The organism is Lacticaseibacillus thailandensis DSM 22698 = JCM 13996 (assembly GCF_001312865.1).
GTDB lineage: Bacteria > Bacillota > Bacilli > Lactobacillales > Lactobacillaceae > Lacticaseibacillus > Lacticaseibacillus thailandensis.
The window spans coordinates 285,297-301,958 of the sequence record NZ_BBER01000001.1 but is presented as its reverse complement, the minus strand read 5'-3'; the positions used below and the strand labels follow the sequence as shown (position 1 = coordinate 301,958).

At 54.8% G+C, this 16,662-nt stretch carries 16 protein-coding genes and 2 pseudogenes; 5 read left to right on the top strand and 13 right to left on the bottom strand.

Features of this window, described 5'->3' with window-relative positions:
- Nucleotides 1-159 precede the first annotated feature (159 nt).
- On the top strand, nt 160-1,560 hold the full coding sequence (locus tag JCM13996_RS01535; RefSeq protein WP_054749661.1) for an MFS transporter: 1,401 nt from the start codon (nt 160-162) through the stop codon (nt 1,558-1,560).
- Between the two features lie 111 nt (nt 1,561-1,671).
- Here the strand turns inward: JCM13996_RS01535 and JCM13996_RS01530 are convergent, their stop codons facing one another.
- From JCM13996_RS01530 to JCM13996_RS01510, 5 genes are all read right to left on the bottom strand, one after another.
- On the bottom strand, nt 1,672-2,655 hold the full coding sequence (locus JCM13996_RS01530) for a Ppx/GppA family phosphatase (RefSeq protein WP_054749333.1): 984 nt from the start codon (nt 2,653-2,655) through the stop codon (nt 1,672-1,674).
- Complete coding sequence (locus tag JCM13996_RS01525) at nt 2,652-4,835, bottom strand: RNA degradosome polyphosphate kinase (RefSeq protein ID WP_054749332.1); 2,184 nt, start codon at nt 4,833-4,835, stop codon at nt 2,652-2,654. The genes JCM13996_RS01530 and JCM13996_RS01525 overlap by 4 nt, the downstream gene beginning before the upstream one ends.
- Nucleotides 4,832-5,092 (bottom strand): hypothetical protein, encoded by a 261-nt coding sequence (locus JCM13996_RS01520; protein WP_054749331.1) that lies wholly within the window; start codon nt 5,090-5,092, stop codon nt 4,832-4,834. The genes JCM13996_RS01525 and JCM13996_RS01520 overlap by 4 nt, the downstream gene beginning before the upstream one ends.
- Complete coding sequence (locus JCM13996_RS01515) at nt 5,059-6,192, bottom strand: Ppx/GppA phosphatase family protein (RefSeq protein WP_082383750.1); 1,134 nt, start codon at nt 6,190-6,192, stop codon at nt 5,059-5,061. Before JCM13996_RS01515 ends, JCM13996_RS01520 begins: the two co-directional genes overlap by 34 nt.
- 418 nt (nt 6,193-6,610) lie before the next feature.
- Nucleotides 6,611-7,018 carry a hypothetical protein gene (locus JCM13996_RS01510; RefSeq protein ID WP_156321804.1) on the bottom strand — a complete coding sequence of 136 codons (408 nt, stop codon included), beginning with the start codon at nt 7,016-7,018 and terminating at the stop codon, nt 6,611-6,613.
- 353 nt (nt 7,019-7,371) lie between these two features.
- On the opposite strand from JCM13996_RS01510, the gene JCM13996_RS01505 reads away from it, so the two are divergent.
- Complete coding sequence (locus tag JCM13996_RS01505) at nt 7,372-8,163, top strand: Mbeg1-like protein (RefSeq protein ID WP_054749328.1); 792 nt, start codon at nt 7,372-7,374, stop codon at nt 8,161-8,163.
- 1 nt (nt 8,164) lies between these two features.
- Nucleotides 8,165-8,416 carry a hypothetical protein gene (locus tag JCM13996_RS01500; protein WP_054749327.1) on the top strand — a complete coding sequence of 84 codons (252 nt, stop codon included), beginning with the start codon at nt 8,165-8,167 and terminating at the stop codon, nt 8,414-8,416.
- A 41-nt stretch (nt 8,417-8,457) separates the two neighbouring features.
- On the opposite strand, the gene JCM13996_RS01495 is transcribed toward JCM13996_RS01500, so the two are convergent.
- The 3 genes and pseudogenes from JCM13996_RS01495 to mnmA all read right to left on the bottom strand — a co-directional run bounded on the left by JCM13996_RS01495 (nt 8,458) and on the right by mnmA (nt 11,492).
- Nucleotides 8,458-8,778, bottom strand: a complete 321-nt coding sequence (locus tag JCM13996_RS01495; protein WP_054749326.1) for a hypothetical protein — start codon at nt 8,776-8,778, stop codon at nt 8,458-8,460.
- A gap of 139 nt (nt 8,779-8,917) precedes the next feature.
- Nucleotides 8,918-10,105 carry an MFS transporter gene (locus JCM13996_RS01490; RefSeq protein WP_054749325.1) on the bottom strand — a complete coding sequence of 396 codons (1,188 nt, stop codon included), beginning with the start codon at nt 10,103-10,105 and terminating at the stop codon, nt 8,918-8,920.
- 255 nt (nt 10,106-10,360) lie between these two features.
- A pseudogene (gene mnmA / locus JCM13996_RS01485) lies at nt 10,361-11,492 on the bottom strand (tRNA 2-thiouridine(34) synthase MnmA).
- Nucleotides 11,493-11,721: 229 nt separating this feature from the next.
- Between mnmA and JCM13996_RS01480 the strand changes: the two are divergent.
- Both JCM13996_RS01480 and JCM13996_RS01475 read left to right on the top strand, forming a co-directional pair.
- Complete coding sequence (locus JCM13996_RS01480) at nt 11,722-12,159, top strand: hypothetical protein (RefSeq protein ID WP_054749324.1); 438 nt, start codon at nt 11,722-11,724, stop codon at nt 12,157-12,159.
- A gap of 8 nt (nt 12,160-12,167) precedes the next feature.
- Nucleotides 12,168-13,775, top strand: coding sequence for a CocE/NonD family hydrolase (locus tag JCM13996_RS01475; RefSeq protein WP_162205152.1), 1,608 nt, complete (start codon nt 12,168-12,170; stop codon nt 13,773-13,775).
- A gap of 60 nt (nt 13,776-13,835) precedes the next feature.
- Here the strand turns inward: JCM13996_RS01475 and JCM13996_RS12165 are convergent, their stop codons facing one another.
- The 5 genes and pseudogenes from JCM13996_RS12165 to trmB all read right to left on the bottom strand — a co-directional run bounded on the left by JCM13996_RS12165 (nt 13,836) and on the right by trmB (nt 16,631).
- Nucleotides 13,836-14,246: a DNA alkylation repair protein gene (locus JCM13996_RS12165; RefSeq protein ID WP_082383748.1), complete on the bottom strand. Its 411-nt coding sequence runs from the start codon at nt 14,244-14,246 to the stop codon at nt 13,836-13,838.
- Nucleotides 14,210-14,509: a DNA alkylation repair protein gene (locus tag JCM13996_RS12160; protein ID WP_054749321.1), complete on the bottom strand. Its 300-nt coding sequence runs from the start codon at nt 14,507-14,509 to the stop codon at nt 14,210-14,212. Before JCM13996_RS12160 ends, JCM13996_RS12165 begins: the two co-directional genes overlap by 37 nt.
- Nucleotides 14,510-14,511: 2 nt before the next feature.
- Nucleotides 14,512-15,129, bottom strand: a complete 618-nt coding sequence (locus JCM13996_RS01460) for a DedA family protein (protein WP_054749320.1) — start codon at nt 15,127-15,129, stop codon at nt 14,512-14,514.
- Between the two features lie 183 nt (nt 15,130-15,312).
- Nucleotides 15,313-15,954: pseudogene (gene ytpR, locus JCM13996_RS01455) on the bottom strand (YtpR family tRNA-binding protein).
- A gap of 11 nt (nt 15,955-15,965) precedes the next feature.
- A complete protein-coding gene (trmB, locus tag JCM13996_RS01450) occupies nt 15,966-16,631 on the bottom strand; it encodes a tRNA (guanosine(46)-N7)-methyltransferase TrmB (protein WP_054749319.1) in 666 nt (221 codons plus the stop codon).
- Nucleotides 16,632-16,662: the final 31 nt, after the last annotated feature.

Genomic DNA, 16,662 nt, shown 5'->3' with positions numbered 1-16,662 from the left:
AAAAAGAGGTTACCCTAACCGCCAAGGCTTTACGTCTCGAACAACATGTTGCCAACTACATTGCGCAACAACAAGCCACCATTGACGCCGAATTTACGCCGGCAGAGCAACGCCTCATTGTGCGGATGCTCGACCGCTTCATTCAAATTAACGGAGGTGATCAACACAGTGGCCGATAAAATTCGCCCACGCGTCATCGGGGCCATTGTGGCGACCGGCCTGATGTCCTTCTGCGGGGTCATCGTGGAAACCGCCATGAACATCACCTTTCCGACCCTGATGCGCGAATTCAATATCACCACCAACGAGGTCCAGTGGTTGACCACCCTCTACCTGCTGGTCGTCGCCTCAATGGTACCGCTGTCCGCCACCCTCAAACGGCGCTTCCGGACCCGGAGCCTGTTTCTCGTCGCCATCACGCTGTTCATTATCGGGATCATTCTCGATGGTATCGCGCCCAGCTTTGCTGTCCTCCTTTTAGGTCGCGGAATTCAGGGCCTAGGCACCGGGGTGGCCCTGCCACTGATGTTTAACATCATTTTGGAACAGGTGCCCCGTAGCAAAGTTGGTACCATGATGGGCGTCGGGACACTCATTACCGGCGTGGCCCCCGCCATCGGTCCCACGTTTGGCGGGCTGATCGTGTCCACCCTCAACTGGCGTTACATCTTTGCCATCCTCCTACCGCTGCTCATCTTTGCCCTGATTCTCGGCCTGTTCTGCATTGAACAAAAACAGGCACCGGAACCGGCAAACATTGATGCCCCCAGCGTGGTGACAATCGTGATCACGTTTTGCGGCCTCATTTACGGTCTCAGCAACATCGGCAACGTCGCCTTTGCCAGTTGGCCCGTAGCCGGTGTCATGGCGGTGGGCGTGATTGCCCTGCTCGTGTTTGTCTGGCGGTCACACCAACTGGAGCACCCACTCATCCGGTTAGGACTGTTCAAACAACCACTATTCACCATCAGCCTGCTCAGCTTTGCCTGCCTGCAAATTATTGCGCTGGCCCTATCGTTCGTTTTACCCAACTACATTCAGCTGGTCAACGGCAACACCGCCCTCCTCGCGGGGCTGGTGGTATTACCGGGCGCGGCTATTGGCGCCATTATGGCGCCCATTGGCGGCCGCTTACTGGACCACAATGGCCCCAAACTGCCACTGCGCCTGGGGAGCATTATCAGCCTCGTGGGTGTTGGCGGCATGCTACTAAGTGCGACCGGGTTGACTAATTCCCGCATCGTGGTGTTATACATTCTGGTGATGATCGGTATCGGTATCAGTATGGGTAACCTCATGACGACCGGGCTCCAACAGATAGCGTCAACCACGCAAACCGATGGTAATGCTATCTTCAACACGGCTCAGCAATTTACCGCGGCTGTGGGTACGAGCATGGCCTCGGCCTTAGTGGCAGCAGGACAAAGTAGCGCCCACAACTTGGCACATGGTACCGTCCTCGGTACGACGCACGCGCTGTTGGCGGTAGTCATCATTGCCCTAGTGGAAATCCTCCTGGTTTGGTTGCTGACTGCCGGGTGCGTCGACACCAATAATTAACGACCTGCAACCACACAAAAAGCCGTTGTTAGCGTGACGTCAATTGTTATGACGTGACGCTAACAACGGCTATTCGTTTGCGTAATACCACGTTTGATTGGCTTATAATCACTAGTCGTCAACAGTAAAGTCGGTTAACGTTTCGTCCACGACGTTTTCATCCGCGGCCACCCGCTGGGTCCCCTGCAGGTATTCATACAAGGCGCCTTCACGTAAACCGTTCTGCGAGAAGATGATCTTATCTGCGTCAATAAACCGCAACATCGTCACCACGGGCACCAGCCCGGCCACGATAATGTCTGCCCGGTCCCGCGACAGGCCCGGAATCGCCTTCCGTGCCTCCACGTCAGCATCCACAATTTCCGCAAAGACACGGTTTACGTTGCGACTGAGCATACGGAACCCATGAATATCTTCAAAGTTGCGGAAATGGTGCTTGCGGCGTTGCACCTTGGCCAAGGTCCGATTCGAGCCGCCCAGGGCGATAATCGGTAGGTTTTGCGCCTCCCGTAACCACCAAATGCCATTAAACACGTTGGTCACGGACGACCACAACCGAAACAAGTCGCCCGGCGTAATCGGGTCGTGATGCACAAAGTGTTCGGTCAGGTTCACGGAACCAAACGGGATGCTGATGCGGTGTTCAAGCTGGCGGTTTTGCACCAGCACAAGCTCCGTCGAGGCCCCACCAGTGTCCATAATCAGGCCGCTTTGAACGTTGAGGGTGTTGATCACCCCCACGTAATCCAGTTCGGCCTCACGCACACCCGGAATAACCTCGATTTGCAGGCCCACCTCGTCCTGTACGCGCTTGAGGAACTTCTTCTGGTTCTTCGCTTGGCGGGTAGCGGCGGTGGCATACGCCTTGATGGTTAGGTCTTCCAGAGGACTATAAATGGCCTTAAACTTTTGCAGGGCGGCGATGGTTCGCGCAATGGCCGGCTCCTTGAGGGTCATCTCGTCCCCCATATCCTCCGACAAACGGACCATTTCTTTGGCTTTGGTCTCCGCCACGGGCTGGCCGTCCGCTTTAACCGACCAGACCGACAGCCGCACCGAATTACTGCCTAAATCAATAACTGCAAAGTGTGTCATGCACGTGAACCTGTCCTTCCTGTTTTCCGATCATCAGGCGACTGAAGCGGCGTGAACCGCATCCCCTGACCATCATTGGTGACTGCGGCCCTGGGTGCGGGTACCGGCAACAGTTCTTGACTCATCTGCTCGGCGTGTTCGACAAAGTATGCCTGCACGTCCAACCCCGGGCGCCCACGCCCGTCGACCCGTTGCCAAGTATCGTCTGGTTGTAACACCCGCGTTTTGACCGTATCGGACCACATCAGGTCAAAAATCTGAAGTAAGTGGACCCGAATATTGTCCTGCAGGATGGGAAACAAAATCTCCACCCGGCGCTTTAAATTCCGCGTCATCAGGTCCGCTGAGGACAAGTATACATGTTCCGCACCCGCCGCGTAAAAGTAATACACGCGGCTATGTTCCAGGAACCGGCCCACGATCGAGTGCACCGTGATGTTGGTGGACACGCCGGGGATCCCTACTTTGAGGTCACAGATACCCCGAACCAACAGGTGGACCTGCACCCCGGCGGCTGATGCCGCGTACAACTTCCGGATCATGTGGGGGTTGGACAAGGAATTCATCTTCATCCAAATAATGGCCTTCCGTCCCGCTTGGGCCTCGGCAATTTCCGCATCAATTTGGTCACTGAGAAAATCCTTGATGCCATCGGGACTAATGGCCAGCTTGTGGAAGAAAGGTGGTTCCGAAAAACCGCTGAGCATGTTGAAGATACTGGAGGCATCAACGCCAATTTCCGTGTTGCAGGTAAACAACCCCATATCCGTGTACAGCCGGGCAGTCACGTCGTTGTAATTACCCGTCGCCATGTGCATGTACCGACGAATACCATCTTCGTCCCGCCGCACGATCAGCGTCAACTTGCAGTGGGTCTTGAGACCCACCAAGCCGTAGATTACGTGACAACCCGCTTCCTCTAGTTCACGGGCCCAGTGGACATTGTTCTCTTCATCAAACCGGGCCTTTAGTTCGACCAATACCGTGACCTGTTTGCCGTTATTGGCGGCTTGCTTAAGGTATTTAATGATGGGTGACTGGCTGGAAACACGGTAAAGGGTCATCTTGACTGCCAACACTTGCGGATCCACCGCGGCCTGGTGAATAAACTCCGTCACCGGGGCAAAACTATCGTACGGTAAGTGCACGAACACATCCTGCTGTCGAATCACGTCAAAAATATTTTGGTGTTGCAACACTGGATTCAAGTAGGGCGTGTGTTCAGGGTATACCACGTCCGGGGTGGCATGGACCCGCTTGATGATCTGCTTCAAGAAGGTCAGGTCAATAGGGCCGTTGATGGCATACACGTCATCATCGTCAATCCGCATCTGCTTGGTCAAGTACCGCACCAACCGCTTACTCATCCCCGCGTCCACTTCCAGACGCATCACGCGGCCCCGCTCCCGCTTTTTCAGTTGGGATTGGACTTCCTTAATCAGGTCCGACGCGTCGGCTTCATCCACGTCGAGGCCCATGTCCCGCGTTACGCGGAACATGGCTGTTTCCTTGATCGTAGCGCCGATAAATAAATCGTCAATGAAGGCCCGAATAACGTCTTCCAGTAGCACGAACTCATCGCCACCCGGTAAGTGAATCACCCGGGGCACACCGTGCGGTACCTGAACGGTCGCAAATTCGGTGTGGTGCTTGCCATCGGCATCTGGCCGGGTCAAACGGATGGCCATATTCATACTGCCATCAGAAAGAAACGGAAACGGCCGCGACGCATCCACCGCCAACGGCGTCAGGATGGGAAAGACCTCCTGCCGAAAGTAATCGGCTAAAAAGTCGTGCTGAGCAACCGTTAATTCGTCCACCCCGTGCAGCAAAATGTGCCGGTGCCGTAACGATGGTAACAACGACCGGGTCAGCGTCCGGTACTGCTTGGCGACCATCGCGTGTGCTTGCTTGCTGATCGCCTTCAGCTGCTCTTTGGGGGTCATACCCGCAGCGTCGGGTTCGTTATACTTGACCGACACCATTTTGCGGAGCGAGGCAACCCGAACGTTGAAGAATTCGTCCAGGTTGCTTTGCGTGATGGCCAGAAAACTCACCCGCTCAAACAGGGGGTTATTGGCGTCACGCGCTTCCTCCAGTACCCGGTCATTAAACGCTAACCACGATAATTCCCGGTTGGTATAAAATTTGGGGTTATCTAGTTTCAACTTTGCACTCATTGTACGTTCCTCCACTTAAAATCAACCGGAATACCAAAAACGGACTCGAAAAACTGACTCCGGCTGGTAAACGACCACCGCTCCAGGTCAACGTTATCCTGGCTGGTCACGGTGATCCCGAGCCGCCCGCCCCGTAACGACACACGCAGTTGCTGTACCTTTTGCCGACGGGACGCATCCAACGCGTCCGCCATGCGCAGCAATGACGCTAACTTGGCGGCCGCTACCCGCTCCGCCCGGCGCAACCCGTTGTCCATTGACAAGTACACCCCGGTTTGTGGCTCGTATAGATATGCGTGATCAGTGCGACCATACGCTGTTCGTGGATGGACAGGCCTATGACGTCAGTAGCCCGAATCAGGTATTCATTGTTGCTACCAACGTCTTGTTCATCAATGTAAGTGCCAACATCAGCCAGGAGCGCCGCCGTTTCCAGTAGCACCCGTTCGCGCTTACCCAAGCCATGCAGGGACTTGAGCCGGTTAAAGAGTTGCAACGCCATCTTGGTCACCGCATCCCGATGGGGTTGATCAACGCGGTACCAATCAGACAACCACGTCGCACTTGCCCGAATGATGCTGGTATGGTCAAACTTAATGGCCCGGCTGTCGGCGTTGATGGCGGCGTTAACCGCTAAGCCATCGAGCAGGTCAATACTACTGGTCCACACGTGCTGGATTCGCAAGTTCGCTACCAGTTCGTGAACCAATAGCACCGTCGGTAACACTTGGTCGAGCTCGGCACTATTCAACCCATAACGCTCGGCCAGCAACTGGTCACTAGCTGGCACCACCACCTGGTAAGCCTGTTGTAACGCAGACAAAACCTCCTGATTGGCCGTGCCAGCGGGAAGGAGCTTACTCAGCAGGTGTTGCCCCGTACCCATGATAATCAGGTGTTGGTAGGTGTGGGGATCAGGCACCAGCCGAATGAAGTTCATCAGCTTGCTATCAATGTAATCACGGAGGACCGCCACATAGTTAGTTTCTGTCCGTTGTACCTGTTTGAGTTCCTCCACCACGCGGATTGGTCCCAGTGGCAGGTTACGGGCAAAGCAAAACTGTCCGTTCTGGAAGGCCAGCAATTCCACCGTCCCACCACCAATATCGATTAGGAGGGTTCCCTCCCGGGCTAACTGGTCAAAGTGGGGAAAATACTGCATCACGGCGTTGGCCCGGTGATACGTTTCTTCGGATACGGCGAGTTGCTGTAACCACACACCTGTCCGGTTGTATAACTGGTCCCGCACGAACTCCGCGTTGCTGGCCTCAAAGAAGACGTTACCGGCGAACCCACCATAATCGACCACACCGTAATCCTTAAACAGCCGGACCACCGTGTTGAGAGCTGTCTCCAGGCGTCGGCGGTTTCCACACTTAAAACGTTATCGCTAAAACTATCACTACCAATAGCCACCGGGTAAAACCCGCGGTCCAATTTGTGAAGTTGCTGCAAGTTGGTCACGCTAAACCCGACCCCTTGGCTTTCAATAACAACTAAACCGTAAATGTGTTCCGGCATCACTACCACCATCCCCGCGACTGTATACGCTACAATCCGTATTATTTAACAACGTCAACTTCATCATAGCACTGTCGGTTTTGCCGACACAATCAGGGATACCAAATACCAACAATCGCTTGGTAATTGTCGTATCGGGTGACCACCCACCTGCGCTCCAGGCCAAAAAAAACGGTGGCCATGCCGTCGCATCGCCACCGTTAATATTTAGTTGAATTTAACTGCAACCGCCATCAACGCACGATCAACCAGACTTAGGCCTCCTCGGCGAGTAACTGGTCCGCCAACTTGATCAACGCCTGCTTCACGATTAGAGGCAACCGTGGTTGGTCAAACTGCAGGTCAATGCACCCCATCAACTCACTGATCAAGTTACCCGTGCTGGTGTGCAAAATTGCTTCCAGGTGTGTGTTGGCAAAGGCTAGGATCTGCGAATAGCACCGGGCGTTGTTCAAGCAAGCGTTCATCAACGCCATGCGTTCCAGCCCGCGCGCCTCGTCGACCGACACCAGCTTGTGCGTGTGGGCAATGTGGTCCACAATTTGTTGCTGCGCGGCCAGGGCATCATTGGCAAAATCATGCTTCCACCGATTCATGAAGCTGACCGTTTCACTGGTAATCACAGCCGCCTTATTGCGCTGCTGTTTGTGGTTTGTTGTCATATTACCATCCTTTACGTTCATACTTATTTTTGTGCGCTTGCCCTCCATGGGTGCGTCATTGCCCGACCCTAAAATTCATGAGGATTCCAACGACAACCGACCGCTACACTGCTTGGCCCAGCATGACCACACCGGGCGCATGTTCATACTAACTATTATACTCAAATGGGTGCCCGGGACCGCACGTAACCCGGTAAATTCTTTCTTGGCTTTCTAGAGTTTTAGTTAAGTGATAATGAAAGCGCATAAATTTTCGCTAAAAAGTCACATCCGTTAACCGCCAACGAGGTATAGTTATAAGCAGAGACAAGTGTAAGCGAGGTACTCAGGATGCAGATCTCTTCGATTACGTAATGCAGTACGGCAACCAAACATTTACAGAAAAACCACTAACCGAAGTTGATGCGGTTATTCTGGCCCAATTAGCCTACTTGAATTTTCCCAAATTCACTGGTCAATACCCACTCTGTACGCTCACCGAGTTTCAATTACAGCGGCTCACCCACCACGTATGGGAACCACAGAAGAGCATCCAACTCGTACGGTTAATGGCTCAAAGCCAGCGTTTTCGCAACGTACGGTGTGTGGATAGTGTCATGCTGACCGGTATGCACGGCCATTGTACCGCCATGGACTTTGAACTCGACCCCAATACTCATTACGTGGCTTTCCGTGGTACCCAATCCGACTTTCGTGATTGGCGGGAGGATTTTAGTTTGGCCTTCATGCGGGTCATCCCCGCCCAGGAATCCGCCCTACAGTTTTTGGGTCGGGCCATGGCGCGTAACCAGGCGGCTTATTACGTGGGTGGCCACTCCAAGGGTGGTAGCCTCGCCGTGTACGCCTTTTGCCACCTCACTCACCAGTTCAACCAACGCCTCCGGCACTGCTTTAGCTTAGATGCACCAGACCGCCTACCCTTAGGCCGAATCCGTAGTCGCATCACCAAGATGGTGCCGCAGACTACTTTCATTGGCATCCTGCTGGACCCCACATCGGACTTTCGGGTGATCGCGGCCCGCGCCGCGTGGATGGATCAGCATAACCCCTTCACCTGGACGACTACAGGAGACCGTTTTCTCCGCCGCCCCCACATCGATAGCTGGGCCCACTACTGGCAGCACACGCTCGCTGGCTGTTGGTAGCTTGGACCGCGAACACATTGCCTTATTCGTTGACGGGTTGTTCGGTGCGTTAAGTCGGACTGGTGCCACCAGTTTTGAACAGTTTGGACAAAAATGGCAGGCGAACGTGGCCCGGCTGGCGCGTGAGTTGAGCCGTGGACGTATTCGGACGCGCAAATCCATGGCGGTGACCACGCGGCGATTGCTCCTATCTGGCTTAGCGGCGGTCCCCGCCCTCATTGAGGCCCCAACTGAGCGTCACCATCACAGTTAATAATTGTTTATCCAGCAACGTAGCACAACCAATTGGTTGTGCTACGTTGCTTTTTCGTTTGCTCGTGAAATGGCTTCACACCCCATCATTTGTGACCTTTCACGGGCATTTTCATTAATTGTGGATAACATGGATAACGCTTTCTGTGGTCCGCCTGATGGACAACTAATTACCGCTAACATTACGCTAGCGGCGTACCGTAACCGGTATTCACCATGGCCGTTATCATCACGCATTTTGGTTGAATCAACGGTAATATGCCAGTTTGGTAAATGGGCCACTTTCTGAAACCTTTGTGCATAAATCATTTTAAGCCCGGCGTGACAAGGCTCATCGCCACCATACCCTTCCACCGTGCTCACAGTGGCTTGCCTCCACAGTCCCGCCAGACCAATTATGATCAACCAATTGCTCACGACGCTGACCCCCGTTGACACCAAAATGGCCCCGCACTAATCATACCAGTACGGAACCATGGCCATCGCCAAAGCAATACACGCCTTACTCGGTGGGTTGGGCCGCATCGTGATGTGGCCCCAAGCTGCGGCGGTAGCACCAGTACACAACGGCAGCCAGCGGTAACGTCAACATGAGCGCCGGATAAAACCAGCTATACGGCAACATGTCGAACAGCGCCCCGCCGATGATGGGCCCCAGCACCATCCCGGAGTCCATGCCAATATAAAACGTGCTGTTAGCCAACCCCTGCTGGTCCAGTGGCGCCACCAGTAGCGCGGTGGCTTGGCAAACTGAGTACATGAGACCGTAGCCACCAGCCAAACCAAAGGCGGCGACCACCATCATCCAGTTGTTGACCAGGAACGTGAGGCCGAGCATCCCCACGAGGTTGCTGAGGATACCCGCAGCCAAAAATACATAAAACGGTACGCGGTCAAAGTAGTCCTTTAATGCCAACCGCATAACTAGGAGAATGGCGGCATAAATGAGGAAGAAACTGCCCACTGCTACGTGCAGGTGGCGACTGGCCACGTATTCCACAATGTACGATTGGGTGGCAAAGTATGGCAACGACAAAATCATGATGAGCAACGCGATGGGTACTACCCGCGGTTGCACGATTCGTAGGTGACCGCTGGTTGGCGCCGCGCGGTGCGCAACGGGTTCCCCGTGGTTGGCAACGAACTGGATCAGCACAATGAGGGTGAGGCTAAAGCAGGTCGCACACAAAAACGCCCAACGATAACCTAGTCGGCCGTAGACGAAAATCCCGAGCGCAGGCGCAATGGCCATGCCCAGTGCGTTCATCATCCCGTAATAGCCCATCCCCGTACCGATGCGATCTCGCGGCAGCAATCCCGACAACCAGGTTGCCATACAGACGGAGCAGAGCGCAAAGCCGAACCCGTTCACGATTCGGAAAACCACTACAAGCCATGGTGACGGCGATATTGCGTAGCCCACCCCCGCAATCAATAGCAGCACACCACCCAGAAAAGCGAGCCGAAATTTAGACACGCGGTCAGTGAGTTGTCCAGCAAACGGACGGAAAAACAACGAACACAGATTCATGACGGCGGCCACAATTCCGGCAACGAGGGCGCTCGCACCCAGACTGTGGGTAAAGCCGACAATTAAGGGGTTAATAAGCATGGATGAAGACATGTAGCAAAAACTCCCGAGTAAAATGAGTACCGCATCACGATTAAAGAGCCTCTTTTTGACCGTCACAATTAACCTTCTTTCTGAAACTTTATATGCCTTCTAGTGTACCACAGCATCATCATGCGCTTCCCTTTGGTATTAGTGCTTATTAATCCGGTTGGCGTGGTCACAGCGGCCGGGTGTAGCCTATGGTGTCGACCACGTAAGCCGTAGGTACCCCCTAGTTGCGGATTCATCCACCAATTAACAACATATAGCGACATATAAAAAGTGCGTACGCCCCGTTACGGAAGTATACGCACCCAGATTAAGATTTTAAAATTAAACGTACTGCAACTGCTTGGCCTCACTGTAGGCAGCATCGATGGTCCCACCACCAAGGCACTCCTCGCCGTCGTAGAACACTACGGCCTGGCCAGGTGTAATGGCACGAACGGGCTCGTCAAAGGTAACTTTAGCGTGATCCGCGTCCAGAACGTGCACCGTCACCCCAGTGTCCGCCTGCCGGTAGCGAAACTTCGCCGTCACGTGGAACTCCGTACCCGGCTGGTGTCCCGTCGCCCAACTCAACCCGGAGGCATCGAGCTCGTCGCCATCAAGCAGGGTTATCAAAGCCCTGGCCGACGTAGAGAATGTTCTTCTTGAGGTCCTTGCCAACAACAAACCACGGCTCGGAGTTATCGCTGCTACCACCAATACCGAGTCCGGACCGCTGACCAATGGTGTAGTACATTAGACCGGCGTGCTCGCCCATGTCTTGACCATCCACGGTCATCATCCGCCCCGCCTTGGCTGGCAGGAACTCACTCAAAAAGTGCTTGAAGTTCCGCTCACCGATAAAGCAGATCCCGGTGGAATCCTTCTTCATTGCGGTAGCAAGACCGTTACGCCGCGCAATGGCGCGCACCTCGGACTTCTGCAGGTGACCAATAGGAAACATGACCTTCTGCAACTGCTTCTGGCTGAGCTGACTCAGGAAGTAGGTCTGGTCCTTGTGCTGATCAGCACCGCGCAACATATGCACGGTCCCGTCGGCGTCGCGCCGAACCTGAGCGTAGTGGCCCATCGCGATGTAATCGGCATCCAACTCCTCGGCGTAGTCCAAGAAGGCCTTAAACTTGATCTCCTTGTTGCACATGACGTCGGGGTTCGGGGTCCGCCCCGCCTTGTACTCATCCAGGAAGTACGTGAACACGCGGTCCCAGTACTCCTTTTCAAAGTTGATGCCATAGTAAGGAATACCGATTTGGTCTGCGACTTTGGCTACATCTTCGTAGTCTTCAGTGGCGGTACAAACCCCATCGTCGTTACTGTCGTCCCAGTTTTTCATGAAGACGCCCACAACGTCGTACCCTTGCTGCTTGAGTAACAGTGCGGCCACGGAGCTATCCACCCCGCCTGACATGCCCACTACCACTCGTGTGTTGGCATTATCCACAATTATCACCATCATTTCGTTCAAATTCTAAAATTCACGGTTTGAAGGTCGAGAATTCCAGTACCTATCAGTATAAAGGCCCACCCCGGAAAACGCAACACTTTGGAAAAGTAAGTACCAGGATCAAGGCCCGCTCGGTGGGTGCAAAGTCGTGCCAACGGGTGTATGCTAATTCAATAATGAGAGAAAATCTCAGCAATTTATTATGTTGTGGATACAACCCACCCGTGAGGAGGAAGTTACTTTGTCAAATACATATGCTTTTTACCAAGCTGGCATGCGTCTCATCGACTTTAGCGTAACGTCAGACCAAGTGTTAGTGACCCGTCACGACCGACCCACAGCAAGCCCGCAACCACTGACGCCGACCTTAGCCACAGAGCTGGGAGCCATCATGCACTTCGATCCAGCCCAGGCTTTAGCTCGCCTACCACAATTTGGCCGCTGGCAGCCAGCCATGAGGACCGGTACCACCTTTACCACCACCTGGCAGGCCACCTACGAACGGCGTGACGCACACTACTGGCTCAACCGCCATGCCCGGCCCGCGCTGGACATCATTGTCGACGACGCCGGCACCGTGGTGGGATACCAACAAACACAACGCGCCGTTACCAGCGTTTTGGTTCAACCCGCATGGGCCGTGCCACCGTGGTTGCTGCCTGGCAAAACGCCCACATGATGCGATCCGTGGGCACACTGGGTCGCCGGTTCACCGCAATGGTACCCATGCGTGACGGTACACGTTTGGCCACGGAGGTACTCCTGCCCGCGACTACACAACCGGTCGCAGCCATTATGGAACGCACTCCGTATGGCCGTAACCAATTCATCCCCGGTTACCAACGGTTCGCCCACCGTGGTTATGCCGTCATCGTCCAGGACGTCCGCGGTCGGGAAGATTCTGAAGGCCCCTGGATCCCGTTTCAGTACGAACGTGATGACGCTAACGACACCCTGAATTGGATTGCCGCGCAGCCGTGGAACAACGGGCGCGTGGGCATGATTGGTGGCTCCTATGGCGGTTACACCCAATGGGCCGCAGCCGCATCGGGTAACCCGCACCTCCAGGCCATCGTCAGTATGGTCACAGCTGGTGGCGCCTTTACCGACACCTTTGCCCACGGTGGCGCCCCATCCATGGCCCAACTAGCCTGGTTCTTCTCCGTATCAGGTCAACGCTTCCAGCCCAACCTCATGCACCGAGATGATTGGGACCAACTGCTCCGGACGCGGCCCATTGCCGATATTCCCCAAGTGGGTCTGGGCCATGCTATTCCCGGATACACCGCCTACCTACAACACCCCACGTATGACGAGTTCATGGCCAACACGGACTGGCATGCACGCGCTGACCACATCCACGTGCCCGCCTTTATCCAAAGTGGCTGGTTCGATGATGACGCGATGGGAACGATCGAAGCCCTGGACGTCACCCGTAACTACGCCCCCGGCCAGCGCCACATCCTGCTAGGGCCCTGGCTCCACGGTGGCAACGCGCAGTACGATCTTGATGACCTCGCTTTACCCGCCAACGCTATTCGGCATGACGTGGACCTTCTGCACACGCAATGGTTTGACCACTTTCTCCGTGGTGTCGATAACGGTATTGACCGCCAACCAACTGCCGAATACTTCACCATGAACGCTAACCAGTGGCACACTGCTGACACCTTTCCGCCGTCCGCACCCGCCACCCAGTGGCCACTTGACGCCACCACGGCTGGTTTTGGTGCACAGCCCGGGAGTGCCCACGTCGATTACGACTATGATCCTAACGACCCAGCACCACAGTTGGTCGACGTTTCGGGCAATGAGTTTGAATTTCCAACCGACTACGCTCACTGGGAGCACCGTTCCGACGTGGTCAGTTTCACTAGCCCACCATTGACCAACGCCATAACCATTAATGGTCGCCTGACCCTGCACTTCTTTGCGAGTTCTAGTGCCGTGGACACCGACTGGGCCATCCGCGCGACGGACGTCAGCCCGGACGGTCATGCCCGTAACGTTACGGACGGCATCATGAACGCTAAGTTTCGTCATGACCCGCGGCACGCCGAGTACTTGACACCGGGTGCGATTAATGAATATACCCTGGCGACGCTACAAACTTCCTACCAGTTCTTACCGGGGCACCGGCTCCGGCTGGACGTCACTAGCGCGGCCAGCAACCTTATTTTCCCTAACCCCAATACCCGGGCGGGACTGAACGGGACCACTAGTGTGGTGGCGCACCAACGCATCTACACCGGTAGCGACTACCCGTCAACCTTGAGTTTTAACGCGGCTGGCTAGAACCAAATCAACAACAAAGGGAGCGGACACCAACGTGCCTGCTCCCTTTGTTGCCATAACTTATAGGTCCAGCAAGTGCTTGTGCGCTTCCGTGCTGGCAATCTGGCTCAACCCGTGACTACGCAGAAAGCCCCGTACCCACGCCGCGTCATATTTACCATAGCTACGCAAGGCCCACCCAATGGCCTTTTGAATCTGCGGGTCCGGCGTGGCCCGATCATAGATGATGGCCGCCGTTAGCATGTCCGCATCCAACGTGTAATCCTCGGGTAACTGCAGCAAAATCGCAATCCGCCGCATCCAAACATTATCGTGCTTATAGAACAAAGCAAAGACGATGGGCTTCTCGTCCAAGTGGTGCTGGACGTACAAACCGAAAAACCGCCGCCACAAATCAACGGTATCCCGCGCCGGGCGGACCGTCACCCAGTGACTCAGGGTGCGCACGTCATCGATGTCAAAACGTTGCACGTTGCAATAGCCAGGTCAACCGCGACGTACTGATACTCACGCTCCGACCGTTCGTAAAGCTCAGCGATTCCCGCCAGTACATCGCTCACTGGCCACTGGCGCGAATCACGCACCATGGCGTGCGCCTGCGCCCGTCGTTCTGGTGCCCGCACCCCGATAAACGTAAACTGCGACCGGGTGTAATGTGACAGCCGTTGCTGATCATCAGCATCACCGACCAGCTGAAAATCCGCGGTACGGGTCGTACTTACTTTATTTGTCATGCTTAACACCTTTCACCACACGTTTTTTTGTAAAACCACGCGCTCAAGACCACTACGGTCACGAGCACCACCACCAGCACAACCAAGGCATACGTATCCACGTACGCCGCCACCCGCTGCCAAGCGGACCCGGCCGCACGACCCAGCACCACGAGCACCACGTTCCAAATACTGGTCCCGATGGTACTCAGCACCACAAACCGTGCAAAGGGCATTTTGGTCGTGCCGGCAGGGATAGAAATCAAACTGCGAATAATGGGCACAAAGCGGCCCCAGAACACGGCCATATTACCGTGCCGCGTAAACCAGCGTTCCACTTTGCGCACATCCGCAACGGTCAGGTGCAACACCCGTCCCGTCCGGCCAGCAACTAGCCGCTCGATGCGCTCCGCACTGAGGATACGACCCACCCAGTACAAAATGATGGCCCCCACCACCGAGCCCACCGTAGCCGCCAGTACAACACCGGGCACCACCAGGCTGGTATGGTGGGTCACAAAACCACCAAACGTCAACACGATTTCCGAGGGAATCGGAGGAAAGACGTTTTCCAACATAATTAGTAAGCAAATACCGAGGTAACCAAACTGTGCGATGACAGTTTCAATTGCTGTCTGCATTGTCAACTCCTACGTTGTCCGTTAATTATAGTATTTATAATACAGGAGTAATTCATCACGTGCAATCATTGTAGCCTTAATTTTACATAACAATCCGCGATGCTCCCCCATACGACCGTAAAAAGTAGCGGCCCCGGTTCCCGACAAAAGCGGAAATGGGGCCACTCTACTCTATTGGTACCTTTAAGCCTGGGCGGCAACGACCCTGGTAGCCACGTCCATGTCAAACGGCGTACCAGCAACGAGATCGTCAGGCATCACCAGGATGCCGCGGCGATCCGGCGCACCCGGTACGTCCAACTCACGGGCCGCGCAAATCATGCCGTAGCTATCGACCCACGCAGGGCCCCAGGCCAGATAATCTGCCCGGTCGGCATCATGGCCCCAGGTAGCGCCACGACCACGTGCTGACCGGCGGCCACGTTGGGCGCACCACAAACAATCTGCACGGTCTCCGGCTGCCCAATATCGACCTGCCCGACATGCAAGTGGTCAGAATCGGGATGGGCCGTTAGCTCGTTCACAACACCAATCACCAACTTCGGGGCGTGATCGGCAACCAGTTGGCCCGGGGCCCCCGCCGCCGTAATAGCTGCATTGAGCTGGTCTACTTGGGCGTCCGTCAAGAACACCTGGCCGCGACCGTCGAGCTGGCCCAGAATCTGGCTGACGTTAAAAAAAGTTGTAACCAACAACCGCGCCCTCGGCACCAGTAATGGCCACAATGTCGCCAAACTGGTGGTGCTGCTCACCAGCCTGGTCCTGCTGCAAGACCACGATGAGCGTATCGCCCATCGCATCGGGATTATAACTCGCAATTAACATTTTGTTTCTCCTCACTCATTCACTTTGTCTGCGCCTGGATAATGCGCGATTAATTCATAAATTCGCCCGCCGTCAGCGCTAAACCGTTGTTCATACTCGGTCTCTACGTTATCTGCGTTGGCCACCGGGTCGCTATGCAGGTCCAAACTCACCAGGTCAAACTGCATCCCGTAATTGTTCATGCTGACCAAGGAATATTCAAACAGCCCCTGATTATCAGTTTTAAATTGCAACTTACCCGCCGGCGCCATAATCCGTTCGTACTGCGACAAAAAGTGCTGATACGTTAAGCGTCGTTTGGTGTTACGTTTCTTGGGCCACGGATCGGAAAAGTTCAGGTAGACGCCACTTACCTCAGCCCCGGCAAAGTACTCGGTCAAGTCGGCCCCGTCACCCAAAATCAGGTGCAGGTTAGGCAGTTGCAGCGCAACCTGTTTGCGCAAAATGTACGCCACCGCGACCTCCTGGATCTCTAGGGCGATAAAGTTACGTTCAGGATACTTTTGCGCCATGTTCACAATGAACTGGCCCTTTCCCGACCCCACCTCGAGGTACAGCGGCTGGGCGGTCGCAAAGTGTCGCTGCCAGGTGCCCTGCTGTCCATTGGGTTTGATTGAAATCATTTCTGGGTGGGCCGCAATCAACGGCTTGGCCCACTTCTTATTACGCAGTCGCATAGGACCTCCATCTTCAACTAAAGTACCTTAA